Genomic DNA, 14,015 nt, shown 5'->3' on the forward strand with positions numbered 1-14,015 from the left:
CCGCTGCTCAGCGCAGCGTCCGCAACCACCGGCGGGTGTCGGCGGGGTCGATGACATCGTCGAGTTCGAGAACCGTTGCGGCGGTGAGGGCCTTGCCCGCGTCATAGGCGGCGTTGACCAGAGCGTCGAAGGCGGCCTGCCGCTGGTCCGGGTCCTCGATGGCGGCCAGTTCCTTGGCGAAGCCCAGCCGGACCGCGCCCTCCAGGCCCATGCCGCCGATCTCGCCGGTGGGCCAGGCGATCACGAAGCGCGGCGCGCGGAACGAACCCGCCGCCATGGCCTGCGCGCCCAGCCCGTAACCCTTGCGCAGGATCACGGTGCCGAACGGGACGTCCAAGGCGGCGGCGTCGATGAACAGGCGGCTGAACTTGGTGACGGTGGCATGCTCCTCCGCCTCGGGGCCGACCATGAAACCCGGTGTGTCGCACAGCGAGACGATGGGCAGGCCGTGCGCTCCGCACAGCCGCAGGAACGCCGAGAGCTTGTCGGCGGCCGGGGCGTCGATGGCCCCGCCCAGGTGGTGGCAGTCATTGGCGATGAGCCCGAACGGACGGCCCTCCACCCGGACCAGGGCGGTCACGATGCCCACGCCCCAGTCCCGGCGCAGTTCCAGCACCGAGCCGACATCCACCACCGAGGCGATGGCGGCGCGGATATCGAAGGCGCGCAACCGGTTCTCCGGCACCACGTGCCGGGCCGACCGCGGATCCGGAGCCTCCCACTCCGCCTCCGCGCCTTGGAAATACGAGAGGTAGCGGCGGGCGACATTCACCGCCTCGGCCTCGTCGGCGGCGACGACGTGCACCACGCCATTGCGCCGCTGCACCTCCACCGGTCCGATGTCCTCGGGCGCGTACACGCCCAGCCCGCCGCCCTCGATCATGGCCGGGCCGCCCATACCGATATTCGCGTCGGGCGTGGCGATCACGACATCGCACATGCCCAGCAGCGCGGCATTGCCCGCGAAGCAGCGCCCCGACACGATGCCGATCAGCGGCACCCGCCCCGACAGCGCGCCCATGGCGCGGAACGTGGTGACGTCCAGCCCCGAGATGCCGCCGTGATCGGTGTCGCCGGGCCGCCCGCCGCCGCCCTCGGTGAAGAACACCACCGGAAGCCGTTGCTCCCGAGCCAGTTCCAGCATGCGGTCGGTCTTGGCGTGATTGCGCATGCCCTGGGTGCCCGCGAGCACGGTGTAGTCGTAGGACATGACCAGTGCTCTGGACCGGTCGGGACCGAACCGGTCCGCGTTGACCGTGGCGATACCCGCGATCAATCCGTCCGCCGGGGTGTTGGCGATCAGGTCTTCCAGGCCGCGGCGGCTGCGCTGGGCGGCCACCGCCAGCGCGCCGTATTCGACGAAGCTGTCCGCATCGACCAGATCGGAGATGTTCTCGCGAGCCGTCCGCCGTCCGATCCGATGCCGCTTCGCCACCGCTGCCTCGCGCCGGGCGTCGAGGGTGGTCTCGTGGCGCTCCAGCACTTCGGCGAGGTCGGCACGCACCGAATCCAGGTCCACCACGGTCGATTCCGCGGCCGGACGGTCGTGATCGGCCGCCTCCCAGCGCACCAGCACGGCATGCGGATCCACCACCTCGCCGGCCGCGACAGCATGCCGCAGCACCCGCAGCGGCTCGGTCGCCCGCACCACGTGCTGCATCTTCATCGCCTCCAGCACCGCGACCTCGGCCCCGGCGGCGAGGACGGTACCCGGCTCGGCCAGCGACACCACGGTCGCGCCCATCGGCGACCGCAACGCCTGCTCCCCATCGGCCGGCTCGAACCCGGCGGCAGCGCGATCAGCGGAGCCGTGCGACGTGCCGGGCGCCGCGCTGTTCGCGGCAATATCCACCGATCCAGCTGTGGTCGCATCCTCGAAAGTCTCAGCGCGCGAGCGCAAGTCGTCGAGCCTCCGCTCGAACCAATCCGTGGTGACGCCCCCGCCGCCCCTTCCCCCGCTGCCCGTGCTGCCGTTGCCGTTGCCGCCGCTGCCCCCGCTGCTGTCGCCGTTTCCGTCGTCGCCGTCGCTGTCGTCGTTTCCGCCGTCGCTGTCGCTGCCGCCGATGTCGGTCCCGCTGCTACTGATGTCGGTGCCGCTGCTGCTGATGGTGCGCGCGGTTGCTGTGCTCGGCGGTGCGGGTCTGGTCGCTTCGGTCCTGCTGTCGGCGCCGATCGGTGCGCTCAGCTCGTGCAGCTCGTGCAGCTCGGCGAGCACGGCGCGCAGCAGGTGCAGGTTGGTGTCGACGCCGCCGATCATGGTCTCCGCGAGCGCGTCCGCGCAGCGGCGCAGGGCGGCCGGGTGGGTCGGGGCGTGGGTGATGACCTTCGCCAGAAGCGAGTCGAAGAGCACGCCTTGGCGCATTCCCACCTGGGCGGCGGTGTCCACGCGGACGCCGACACCGGTCGGGGCGTCGAAGCGGCTGATCACGCCGGTGCTGGGCAGCACGGATCCGTCCGCCGCGAGCAGTTCGGCGTTGACGCGCGCCTGTACGGCGTAGCCGCGCGGCTCGTTCTCGAGCAGATCGAGTTCGGCCAGGGTCCGGCCCTGCGCCAGATCGAGTTGCAGGGCGACCAGATCCACGCCGGTGACGGCCTCGGTCACGGTGTGCTCGACCTGGAGGCGTGGATTCACCTCGAGGAACCACACTTTCGCGCCTTTCTCGCTCGAGCCGGGCTCGACCAGGAACTCGACGGTGATGACGCCGCGGCACCCCACCGCTTCGGCGATGCGGATCGCGTCCCGGTGCAGCCGATCACGCAGCGCCGCGGGCAGATCCGGGGCGGGCGCGATCTCGATCAGCTTCTGGCGTTGCCGCTGGACGCTGCAATCGCGGTCGCCGAGTGTGGCGGCCGCGATCCCGTCCGCGATCACCTGCACCTCGATGTGCCGGGCGCGGGTGACGAGCGCCTCGGCGTACACCCGGTCGTCGCCGAATCCGGCGAGCGCCTCGGCCCGGCAGCGGTCGATGGTCGCGGCCAGGCGGGACGGGTCGGTGACGGGGCGCATGCCGCGTCCGCCGCCGCCCGCCGCGGCCTTCACCATGATGCCGTCGGGGTGGTCGGCCAGCAGGGCGGCGATCTCGGCGGACTCGGCTCCCGCGCGGGTGGCGGGGAGCACGGTCAGTCCGGCGCGTTCGGCGGCCGCGCGGGCAGCGACCTTGTCCCCGAAGATGCGCAGCACCTGGGGGGAGGGGCCGATGAAGGTGAGGCCGGCGCCGGCGCAGGCGGCCGCGAATTCGGCGCTCTCGCTGAGGAAGCCGTATCCGGGGTGGACCAACGCGCCGGGCCCGCAGGCCCCGGCGGCCCGCACCACCGAGTCGATGTCCAGGTATCCCGCCGCACCGCTGCCCGGCAGCACGAGCGCCCGATCGGCGAGCCGCACCGCCAGGCTCGCGCTGTCCTCGGCGGTGTGCAGCACCTCCGTCGGGTACCCCAGTTCCCGTGCCGTCCGTACCACCCGGACCGCGACCTCACCACGATTCGCAACCACAACTCGCACGCCGCCAGGCTAGGGCACCGTCGCGCGTCCGCGGCGAAAACGAGCCGCCTCGCTTGTTTCCGTTCCCGGTTACCGAGCTCGGTTACTGAACCCGTGCCGCGATGCCCGGATAGTCCGAGATCAGCCCGTCCGCGTCGTAGGTCAGCCGGCACGCGAAGTCCAGGTCCGGCGCGGTGTAGGCGACGTGCCGCGCGCCGATGCGGCAGTAGGTCTGCTCCAGGCGCGCGACCGACAGGTCCGCGGCCCGGACGTACGCCGCCGGCGCGGAGACGGGGTGGTCGCCGAGCGGTCGCAGCCGGTGCACCGGAAAGGTATTGGTCATGGCAGAGGACTCCAGGTCCAGATCCAGGCAGCCGTTGAGGTGCGGCGCGGGCGTGCCGTCGACGGTCCACCGGCCCCGGCCGTCGGCCTCCAATTCCACCACCCGGACCCCGTGCGCGCCACGCCCGGTGATCCGGGCCGATCGGGTCACCCACGAGGCGTCCAGCAGCACAACGTAATCGATGATCCAGGACGCGCCGTCCTCGGTGGCGGTGGTGGTGCCGCGGATGAGCAGCCCGCGTTCGTCCTCGGCGAAGAACGCGACCTCGAATCCGGTCCGCGCGCCGCGATGCCGCCACGAGGCCACTGCCGGGAACTCGTTCACTCGGCCAGTCAATCACGGCGGCGTCCCGCGGTGGGGATATGTTCGGGGCATGCATTGGGATCAGATGACGGCCACGCCGGGCGCGTTGCGGACCGCCGCCGCGCGGTTGCGCCGCGGTGTCGGGCAGTTGGAGATTCTGGCGGCCATCATCGAGGCGGCGGACGGGCCGTGGCTGGGGGCCATGGACTCCGACGGCCGCGGCACCGCCGAACTGCGCATGCACCTCGCGGGCAAGTACCGGTTCACCGCGGTGGTGACCAGCGCCGGCAAGCTGTCCCTGGCGGAGATGAACTCGCCGGGACGGGGTAAGAAGGCGGAGCTGGTGCTGTCCACCAAGGCGGTTCAGCGCAAGGGGTGGGACGATCCCAAGGACGTGCCCAAGCCGCAGGAGTGGGTGGCGTTCGCGGTCGACTGGGTGCGCGCCGCGAGCGCCGCGGTCGGGCGACGGGATGTGGTGGAGTGGCTGCTCAAGGGCGCCGATCAGCGGCTCGCGGCCATGAACGACAGTGTCGAGACCATGCGGGCGGCGCTGGCCGAACGCGAGTCGATGCGCGACGAGCTGGCCGCCGAAGTGGCCGAGCTGCGCGCCGAACTCGAGGCCGAATCAGCCCTCGCCGACAAGCGACTGGTCACCGGCGACGTAGCGCCAGACCGGGAGCAGGGCGTGGTCGTCGAGGGGATCGGCGGCGGCGTGGACGGCGCCGCGCAGCCGGTCGGTGACGGCGTCGGCGTCGAGACCGGAGCCGATGAGGACCAGATTGCTGACCCGGGGCTCGTGGCGGGCCCAGGCGGTGGGTTCCAGGGTGATGTGGCGGCCGACCATGTGCAGCACGAACTTTCGCGGATCGTCGGCGACGGCGAACGCGAGCACGCCCTTGGCGCGGAACAGGCCTGACGGCGGATCCTCCAGCAGCGCGATGAGTTCGCGCGGATTGAGGTCGGTGTCGGAGGTGAAGGAAACGCTGTCGTAGCCGTCGTGCAGATGCCGGTGGTCGTGCGAGCAGCCGTCGTGGCAGTGGTCGCCGTGACCCGGGTCGTCCTCGCCGGGCGCGCCGTCGCCGTGCAGTAGTTCGTCGAAGCTGAGCTGTTCGCCGACGCGCGGGGCGCGGGGCGCGTGGGTGGGCAGATCGAACAGCAGGCCGGGGTCGATGCGCCCGTGGCTGGTCGGGTACACCGGCACCTGTCCGACCACCTCGCTGATCTCCGCGCGCAGCCGCTCCAGCGCGTCCGCCTCGACCCGGTCGGACTTGTTCAGCACCACCAGATCCGCCATCCGCAGATGCGTGGTGAGTTCGGGATGCTGGTCGCGGCTGGCGGGGAAGTGCTCGGCGTCGACCACCTCGATCAGCCCGCCGTAGCGGATCCGCGGATTGTCGCTGTTCACGACCATGCGGATCAGATTGCGTGGTTCGGCCAGTCCGCTGGCCTCCACCACGATGACGTCGATCTTCTGCTTGGGATGCGCCAGCCGGTCGAACAGCTCGTCCAGTTCGCTGACGTCGACCGCGCAGCACACGCACCCGTTGCCCAGCGACACCATGGCGTCGACCTGCCCGGCCACCAGCATGGCGTCGATATTCACCGTGCCGAAGTCGTTGACCACCACCCCGATCCGCGCGTTGCGGGTTCGCAATAGCCGGTTGAGCAGCGTCGTCTTGCCGGCACCGAGGAACCCGGCCACGATCAGGACTGGTATGCGCCGACTCACGGCGACCACCCTACCGAGGTGTGATTCCTCGGAAACGGGGTGGCAACAACCGGCTTCTACCGTGACGGACAATTCGGACCGACCACGGGAGGTGCGCCGTGCGAGTGCGCGACATCCTCGATGCGCCGCAACTGCGCATGCGGCTGCTACACGGGGACGCGGGGGACTTGGACCGCACGGTCGCGCGAGTCTGCGCCACCGATATGCCCGACCCCCGGCCCTTCGTCACCCCGGGCGCGTTGGTCTGCACCGGCCTGGTGTGGCGGCAGCACGCCGCCGACTCCGACCGCTACGTGCACCTGCTGGCCGGGTCCGGGGTGGCCGGAGTGGTGGCCGGGCAGGCGCTGCACGGGCACATCCCCGACGACGTGGTGGCGGCGTGCCGCCGACACGGGCTGCCACTGCTGTCCGCGCCGCAGAGCGTGCCGTTCAGCCGGATCATCGAATATCTGGCCGAGCAGGCCGCCGACGTGCGCTGGCAGCGCGTGCGATCCCGAGCCGACCGGCAACGCCGCCTGCTGTCCGCCGTCGCCGCCGGGGCCGGGATCGAGACCCTGCTCGCGGATTTCGCGGCCGAGCAGCAGGTCTCGGTGTGGCTGCTGACCTCGACCGGGACCGTCGTCGCGGGTACCGCGGACCTGTCCGAACCCGAGATCGACAGGATCCTGGCCACCGCGCTGACCGCGCCGCGCCTGCCCGCCGTCACCGCCGGGGCCCTGCGCGTCCTCCAGGTGGGCGCGGGCGATCGAATCACCGCCTGGTACCTGGTGATCCGCCCCTCCGATCCGGACCTCGACCCGTTCGGCGCGGACTTGGCCGCCGTCGCGGAACTCTATCGGCAGCGCCGCGCCGACCGGCAGCACCTGGATTGGGAACTGGCCGACCGCTTCCCGACGCCGTTCGCCGAGCGATCCGGATCGTCGGAGGCGGCGATCGTCTGCGAGGTCCATGCCGCCACCGGCGCCGCGGCCACACTCGAGGCCGTGCGCGCCACCCTGCACGATGCCCTGCCGGATCTCGTCACCGCGATCGACGGGGAGGGCAGGCTGGTCGGAGTGACAGCCGGGACGCAGGACGGGACGGCCGGTGTGCTGAACCGCCGATTCGGTCGGATCGCACCGGCGCTCAGCGGCATTCGGCTCGCGGTCGGGGTGAGCGTTCGGCAGCCGGAGGAGCCGCTCGCGGGGACGATCGGCGCGGCGGCGGCCGCGTCCACCGCGGCGCGGGAGGACGTCGGGCCGGTCAGTGTTCGGGTCGCCGACATCGATTCGGCCGTCGGACTGCTCACCGCGGTCCCGGGCGGCCTGCAACGGCGATTCGCGGAACGGGTTCTCGGCGCGGTGCTGGAATACGATCGGAGGCACGGGGCCGGGCTCCTGGCGACGCTCGAGGCGTTCCTCGGCTGTGACGGCTCGTGGCGGTACGCGGCGGAGCGAATGCATGTGCACCCCAACACCGTTCGCTACCGGATCGGGCGGATCGAGGTATTGACCGGGCGCGATCTCGGGCGGCTCGACGATCGGCTGGACCTGTACCTGGCGGTGCGGACGCTGTCGGGTCAGACCGCGCCGGTGTAGGGGTCCCAGGCGATGCCCGGGTCCGGTGCGCCCTCGCGCAGGACACTGGCCTGGATCAGGCCGTACGGCCGGTCGTCGGCGTGGAACACCTCACCGTTGTTGGGTACGCCGAAACGGCCCGTGTCATAGGCGAAGTGATGCTTGTTCGGGGCTGAGAAACGGATCTCGGCCAGGCAGGGATAAGCCTCCAGGGCGGCGCGGCCCATCTCGTACAGGGTCTGCTGCAAGGCTTTCGAGTGCAGGGTGGCGAAGGTTTCGATCAGGGCGGCCCGGATGCCGTGGTAGGCGGCGTCCCAGTCGGCGGGTGGGGTGGCGAAGCGCCAGTGGGCGTCGAGGCTGGTGGCGAGGATGCGGTCGTAGGCGGGTTCGAGGACGGTGAACGAGTCGGTCAGGAAGCCCGCGAACTCCGAGCCCGTGGACTTGAGGATCACCAGGTCCTTGACGCCGCCGATCACCCATTCACGGAGGTCCGTGCCCCGTCCGCTCACCGTGATCGCGGCGGTCCGCACCTCGGGACCCACCCGCGTCCAGGTGTGGTCGTGGCCGCTTCCGCCGACCGGAACCCGTTGCCACGCATACTCTTCGATCTCGATGCTGGCCGAGGTCACCGGCTCGATCTCGGCGGTGAAATGCCGCGCCAACGCCAGCCCGTAGTCCTCGATGCTGCCGTCGCCGTGGCTCTTGGCATAGGTGTAGATCGTCTGTTTCTGCGAGTCCGTCGGCAGCACCGCGCCCTGATCGCCCACGGTGTGCGCCTCGTCGAACGCGCCGCGCAGGCACGAAGACACATTCAGGTCCCGGATCTCGTGCCGGGCGGTGTCGCGGTAGATCCGCACCACCCGGTTCTCGGCCTTCCCGTACTGGTGCGGGCCGAGCACGATCCGGCCGTCGGCTTCACTCATGGTCGCCTCCCGTGGTCGCTGATCACTGTGCCCCACTGTGACCGACGACGGCGGTCGCACACGCTGGTTCCGCGGACAAATCGCCGCACAGCGTGACCGTGACGTTTGGCCTGTCGGACAAAGGCCCACACCGGGCGATCTGCCTAGCCTGACGAGCAACCCACCCCGACGGAAGGCAGGGCCACCCATGACATCACCGCATCCCGTGGACACGCGGCTGCCCTGGCATCGCCTGCTGGTGTTCGGCTTGCAGCACGTACTGATCATGTACACCGGATGCGTCACGGTGCCTTTGGTCTTCGGCGCGGCCGCGAAGCTCGACCCATCCACCATCGCCCTGCTGATCAGCGCCGACCTGCTGGTCGCGGGCATCGTCACCGTGGTGCAGAGCCTCGGACTCGGCAAGCTGGCGGGCGCGCGGCTGCCCATCGTCACCGGCGCCACCTTCGTGGCCATGAGCCCGATGATCCTGATCGCCAAGGACTACGGGCTGCAGGCGCTGTACGGGTCCATGCTGCTGGGCGGACTCCTCGGCATCGCCCTGGCCTGGCCGTTCGCGTCCATCGTGCGGTACTTCCCGCCGCTGGTGAGCGGCACGGTGCTGACCGTGGTCGGCATCTCGCTGATCGGCGTGGCGGGCGGCCTGATCGTCGGCAGCGACCCGAAGGCCGCGACCTTCGCCGCGCCGTCCCGGATCGCCTTGGCGGCAGCGGTTCTGGTGGTCGCGCTGGTGTGCACCGTGCTGGGGCGGGGCGTGTGGTCGCAGCTGGGCGTGCTGATCGCCCTGATCGCCGGCATCGTGATCGCGATTCCGATGGGGCTGGTCAAGCTCGAGGGTGTGTCCCGTGCGGCCTGGCTGGGCGCGCCGCAGCCCTTCCACTTCGGGGCGCCGCAGTTCCCGGTCGCCGCGGTGGTGGCCATGACCATCGTGCTGGCGGTCGTGTTCGCCGAGTCCACCGCGAGCATGCTGGCGCTCGGCGAGATCACCGGAAAGCACTTGACCCGAGCCGATGTGGCGCGCGGCCTGGTCGGCGACGGCCTGTCGGCGGTGCTGGCCGGGGTCCTGAACTCGTTCGTGGACACCGTCTTCAACCAGAATGTCGGCGCGGTCGCCACCACCCGCGTGCACAGCCGCTACGTGACGGCGGTGAGCGGCGCGATCCTGATCGTCCTGGGTCTGGTGCCGCGCTTCGGCGCCCTGGTCGCGACCGTCCCGCAGCCGGTGGTCGGCGGTGTCGGCCTGGTGCTGTTCGCCACCATCGCGGTGATCGGCGTGGACACGCTGCGCCGCGCCGACCTCACCGACCGCGTGAATCTGACCATCGTCGCCGTCTCGATCGGCGTCGGCCTGGTGCCGGTGCTGACCAAGGGCATGTTCGAGAAGTTCCCGTCCTCGGCCCAGATCCTGCTCAACAGCGGCATCAGCCTCGCCGCGATCACGGCCTTCACGCTGAACCTGCTGCTCAACCACACGCGCCTGGGTGAAATCGCACGGCGTTCAGGGCAGTTCGTGGCGGTGGGCCGGCAGGTGCTCTCGTGAAAGGGGTTTCAGGGGAAGCCCCTGAGGGTTACGACAGGTGTCCTACCCGCAGGCGTTGACCCATTCGGAGAGTCCGTCGGCGAACATCTGACGCTTCCAGATCGGGACCTCGTGCTTGATGCGGTCCACGAGTTCGGCGCAGGTGGTGAAGGCTTCGGCGCGGTGCGGGGCCGCGACGGCGACGGCGATGGCCAGATCCCCGATGGTCAGATCCCCGACCCGGTGCACCGCGGCGACCGGCAGTCCGGAGGACGCGGCCACCTCCTCGCACACCTTGCGCAGGAACTGCTCGGCCTGCGGGTGCGCCGAATACTCCAGCGCGGAAACCGATTGCCCGCCATCGTGATCGCGCACCTTGCCGGTGAACACGACGACCGCCCCGTGGTGCGGCCCGTCCACGGCCTTCTCGACCTCGGCCGGATCCAGGTCCTGGTCGCTGATCCGGGCCAGCAGCTCACTCATGGTTGCCTCCTCCGGCCACCTGGGCCAGCAGATGTTCGAGCAGCGGTGTCAGCACGGCGATGCCGTCCTTCACCCCGCCCGGCGAACCGGGCAGATTGACGATCACGGTGCGCCCGGCCAGTCCGGCCACGCCCCGGCTCAGCGCCGCGAGCGGGAACTTGGCGGTCCCGGCCTGGCGGATGGCGTCGGCGACGCCCGGCAGTTCCCGATCCAGCAGGGCGAGTGTGGCTTCCGGGGTGGCGTCGGTGGGGGAGGCCCCGGTGCCGCCGGTCGTGACGATCAGGTCCGGCTCTCGGGACAGGGCGTCCTCGAGGCCGTACGTGATGTCGGAGTCCGCGAAGACCAGCGGTCCGCGCACCGAGAAACCCTGCGCGGCAAGCCATTCGGCGAGGACCGGGCCGGTGGTGTCGGTGCGGGTGCCGGCGGCGACGCCGGTCGAGGCGACCACGACGGCGGCGGTGCGGCCCTGACCCGCGAGCGGAGTCGTCGCGGCGGCGGCCTGCTCGCGCGCCGCGTGCTTCTCGTGCTGGTGCCCGCCGTGCTGCTCGGTCTCGGGCCGCACCCAATGTCCGTGCTTGCCACCTTCTTTGGTGACCAGCCGCACCCCGTTGAGCGTGGCCGCCGGGTCCACCGCCTTCACCATGTCGTGCAGCGTGAGCCCCGCGACCGCGACCGCGGTCAGTGCTTCCATCTCGACCCCGGTGGGCCCCTTGGTCTTCGCGGTGGCCTCGATGGTGATGGTGGTGTCGGTGAACCCGAAGCTCACGTTCACCGACGACAGCGCCAGCTGATGGCACAGCGGAATCAGTTCCGAGGTCTTCTTGGCCCCGTTGATCCCGGCGATGCGAGCGGTGCTGAGCACGTCGGCCTTGGGCATGTCGTCCGACCGGACCAGCCCGATCACTTCGGCGGTGGTGTGCAGTTCGCCCGCGGCGACCGCGATGCGCGCGGTGTCGGCCTTCGCGCTCACGTCGACCATGCGGGCGCGACCTTCACGGTCGACATGCGACAACTCACTCATGGGCACCACCTTGGCACAGCGAATTCAGTGTGTTCACAGCGGCCGGACCTCGACGATCGTGCCCGCGGGCAGCTCGGTGACCTCGGCCGGGACGTCGATCAGCACATCGGCGTGCGCCATCGCCGCGATCAGGTGCGAACCCTGCCCCGACACCAGCGTCACCCCCTCGCCGGTCAGTTTGCCGCGCAGGAACTGCCGTTTCCCGGCGGGGGAACGGACCGCGTCCAGTAGCGGCAGCGCGGTGACCGGCAGCGCGGGCAGGCCCGCGAGTTCACGCAGGATCGGGCGGGCGAACACCTCGAACGACACCATGGTGCTCACCGGATTGCCCGGGAAGCTCAGCACCGGGACGCCGTCGACCGTGCTCAGCCCCTGGGGGCCGCCGGGTTGCAGTGCGACCGGGCCGAATTCGCCGCCCTGGGCCGCCAGCACCTCCTTGACGACCTCGAAGTCGCCCATGGAGACGCCGCCGGAGGTGAACACCACATCGGCCTGGGCCACCGCCTCGGCCAGCCGCCGCCGGAACTCGGCGTGCTCGTCGGTGGAGTGCGCGACCGACACCACCTCGACGCCGTTGTCGGACAGGGCCGCGGCCAGCGCGATGCCGTTGGAGTTGAAGATCTGGCCCGGCAGCAGGGTCGCCCCCGCGGGCCGCAGTTCGTCGCCGGTGGTGAGGACGGCCGCCCGTACCCGCCGCGTCACCTCCAGCTCGCCCAGCCCGACCGCGGCCAGCGCCGCGATGTGCCGGGGCCGCAGCAGCGTGCGCGCCGCGGCCAGCAGCTGTCCGGCGCGCACATCGGTGCCGGGCTCGCGCACGAAATCGCCGGGGGCACGGCTGGTTCGGATCGTCACGGTGACGCCATCGGATTCGGTGTGCTCGACCGGCACCACGCAGTCCGCGCCGGGCGGCACGGGCGCGCCGGTCATCACCTTCACCGCCGAGCCCGCGGGCAGGGTGAGCTGTTCGGTGTTGCCGGCCGCCACCACGCCCGCCAGCGGCAGGGTCGCGGGGACGATCGCCACCGATTCGGCGGCGACCGCGTAGCCGTCCATGGCGGAATTGCGGAACACCGGCAGGTCCAGGGGCGCGTACACGTCGACGGCCAGACGGCGGTCCAGCGCCGCGGCCATCGGGACGGTTTCCGTGCTCCGACCGGCCAGGGGCCGCAGGGCGTCCTCGATGCGCCGGCGATGGTCGTCGACGGGTCGGGCCGGGGCGGTCGCGTGCCGGGAACTCATGCCGCTGAGCCTATACGCGGGTGAATCCTCCATACCGTGACCGGCTGATCACGGGGTCGGGCTCGTAGGAATCTACGAAGACTTGCGGGTCCGGCAATAATGGTCCAATGACCGTGGTCGCGATGGGCATGCCCGCTGTGCGAACCGGGCGGCCCGATATCGACGGCCGTCCGGACACCCCGCTCCTGCTCGACCGTTTCGGGCGGGTGGCGCGGGACCTGCGCGTGTCCATCACCGAGAAGTGCTCGCTGCGCTGCACCTACTGCATGCCGGAAGAGGGCCTACCCGCGATCCCCGCCGACGAACTGCTCGCCACCGAGGAGATCGTGCGCCTGGTGACCCTCGCGGTCCGCGAACTCGGCGTGCACGAGGTGCGCTTCACCGGCGGCGAACCGCTCATGCGCCGCGACCTCGAGCAGATCATCGCGGGATGCCATGCGGCACTGCCGGATACGCCGCTGGCCATGACCAGCAATGGCGTCGGACTCGAGCATCGCGCGCAGGCGCTGGCCGCCGCGGGCCTGAAGCGCATCAATATCTCCCTCGACACCGTGGACCGTGACGGTTTCCACCGCCTGACCCGCCGGGACCGCCTCGCCTCGGTGCAGGCCGGGATCCGCGCCGCCATCGCCGCCGGGCTCACCCCGCTCAAGGTGAACGCGGTCCTCATGCGCGAAACCCTCGACGGCGCGGCCGATCTGCTGCAGTGGTGTCTGGAGGTGGGTGCGGAGCTGCGCTTCATCGAGGAGATGCCGCTCGACGCCGACCACGAGTGGGCGCGCGCCAATATGATCACCGCCGCCGAACTCCTGGACGTGCTCGGCAAGCGCTTCACCCTGGCCGAGACCGACCGCGAGGACCCTTCCGCCCCCGCCGAACGCTGGCTCGTGGACGGCGGCCCCGCCACCGTCGGCATCATCGCCTCGGTCACCCGCAAGTTCTGCGGCGACTGCGACCGCACCCGCCTCACCGCCGACGGCCGCATCCGCTCCTGCCTGTTCAGCGACCAGGAGTACGACATCCGCGCCGCCCTCCGCTCGGGCGCCACCGACGCCGACATCGCCGCCCTCTGGCGCGGCGCCATGTGGAACAAATCGGCCGGCCACGGCATCGACGCCGCCGGCTTCGTCCCGCCCACCCGAACGATGGGAGCCATCGGTGGTTGAGGTCCGCTATTTCGCCGCGATCGCCGACGCCGTCGGCAAGGACAAGGAAACGCTGGACCTCCCGTCCGGCGCGACCATCGCCGACCTGCGCTCCACCCTCTCGGCCACCTACGGCCCGAAACTCGACCCCATGTTGAAGGTCTGCGCCTACCTCATCGGCGACGAACTCACCCGCGACGCCACCACCCCGCTCTCTCCCCGCGTGGACGTGCTGCCCCCGTTCGCGGGCGGCTAGACCCCGCGCCGAGCCCGGCC

The 14,015-nt window shown here is 71.0% G+C and carries 11 protein-coding genes; 4 read left to right on the forward strand and 7 right to left on the reverse strand.

From position 1 onward, the window contains the following. Window positions 1–7: 7 nt before the first annotated feature. The 3 genes from ACFRAQ_RS19535 to ACFRAQ_RS19545 all read right to left on the reverse strand — a co-directional run bounded on the left by ACFRAQ_RS19535 (window position 8) and on the right by ACFRAQ_RS19545 (window position 5,853). Entirely contained in the window at window positions 8–3,499 is a 3,492-nt protein-coding gene (locus ACFRAQ_RS19535; RefSeq protein ID WP_379101441.1) for a carboxyl transferase domain-containing protein, read from the reverse strand. Between the two features lie 82 nt (window positions 3,500–3,581). Continuing rightward, window positions 3,582–4,145, reverse strand: a complete 564-nt coding sequence (locus ACFRAQ_RS19540; RefSeq protein WP_379101444.1) for a putative glycolipid-binding domain-containing protein — start codon at window positions 4,143–4,145, stop codon at window positions 3,582–3,584. 604 nt (window positions 4,146–4,749) lie between these two features. Further along, window positions 4,750–5,853 carry a CobW family GTP-binding protein gene (locus ACFRAQ_RS19545; protein WP_379101446.1) on the reverse strand — a complete coding sequence of 368 codons (1,104 nt, stop codon included), beginning with the start codon at window positions 5,851–5,853 and terminating at the stop codon, window positions 4,750–4,752. A gap of 98 nt (window positions 5,854–5,951) precedes the next feature. On the opposite strand from ACFRAQ_RS19545, the gene ACFRAQ_RS19550 reads away from it, so the two are divergent. Further along, window positions 5,952–7,430 (forward strand): PucR family transcriptional regulator, encoded by a 1,479-nt coding sequence (locus ACFRAQ_RS19550; RefSeq protein ID WP_379101448.1) that lies wholly within the window; start codon window positions 5,952–5,954, stop codon window positions 7,428–7,430. On the opposite strand, the gene pucL is transcribed toward ACFRAQ_RS19550, so the two are convergent. After that, window positions 7,412–8,332, reverse strand: a complete 921-nt coding sequence (pucL, locus tag ACFRAQ_RS19555; protein ID WP_379101450.1) for a factor-independent urate hydroxylase — start codon at window positions 8,330–8,332, stop codon at window positions 7,412–7,414. The two genes, ACFRAQ_RS19550 and pucL, sit on opposite strands and share 19 nt — an antisense overlap. 187 nt (window positions 8,333–8,519) lie before the next feature. On the opposite strand from pucL, the gene ACFRAQ_RS19560 reads away from it, so the two are divergent. Next, window positions 8,520–9,872, forward strand: coding sequence for a uracil-xanthine permease family protein (locus tag ACFRAQ_RS19560; RefSeq protein WP_379101452.1), 1,353 nt, complete (start codon window positions 8,520–8,522; stop codon window positions 9,870–9,872). A gap of 42 nt (window positions 9,873–9,914) precedes the next feature. Here the strand turns inward: ACFRAQ_RS19560 and ACFRAQ_RS19565 are convergent, their stop codons facing one another. The 3 genes from ACFRAQ_RS19565 to glp are packed head-to-tail and all read right to left on the reverse strand — an operon-like array spanning window position 9,915 to window position 12,594. Continuing rightward, entirely contained in the window at window positions 9,915–10,334 is a 420-nt protein-coding gene (locus ACFRAQ_RS19565; protein ID WP_379101454.1) for a molybdenum cofactor biosynthesis protein MoaE, read from the reverse strand. Next, window positions 10,327–11,355 (reverse strand): bifunctional molybdenum cofactor biosynthesis protein MoaC/MoaB, encoded by a 1,029-nt coding sequence (gene moaCB, locus ACFRAQ_RS19570; protein WP_379101456.1) that lies wholly within the window; start codon window positions 11,353–11,355, stop codon window positions 10,327–10,329. The genes ACFRAQ_RS19565 and moaCB overlap by 8 nt, the downstream gene beginning before the upstream one ends. Window positions 11,356–11,388: 33 nt before the next feature. Further along, window positions 11,389–12,594 (reverse strand): gephyrin-like molybdotransferase Glp, encoded by a 1,206-nt coding sequence (glp, locus tag ACFRAQ_RS19575; RefSeq protein WP_379101459.1) that lies wholly within the window; start codon window positions 12,592–12,594, stop codon window positions 11,389–11,391. A 107-nt stretch (window positions 12,595–12,701) separates the two neighbouring features. Here glp and moaA point away from each other — a divergent pair, with 107 nt between their 5' ends. Further along, a complete protein-coding gene (gene moaA, locus ACFRAQ_RS19580; RefSeq protein WP_379101461.1) occupies window positions 12,702–13,760 on the forward strand; it encodes a GTP 3',8-cyclase MoaA in 1,059 nt (352 codons plus the stop codon). Then, the gene (locus tag ACFRAQ_RS19585; RefSeq protein ID WP_379101463.1) at window positions 13,753–13,995 is read left to right on the forward strand and encodes a MoaD/ThiS family protein; all 243 of its coding nucleotides are present in this window, start codon (window positions 13,753–13,755) and stop codon (window positions 13,993–13,995) included. The genes moaA and ACFRAQ_RS19585 overlap by 8 nt, the downstream gene beginning before the upstream one ends. Window positions 13,996–14,015 lie beyond the last annotated feature (20 nt).

The organism is Nocardia sp. NPDC056611, assembly GCF_042792755.1.
Classification (GTDB): Bacteria; Actinomycetota; Actinomycetes; order Mycobacteriales; family Mycobacteriaceae; genus Nocardia.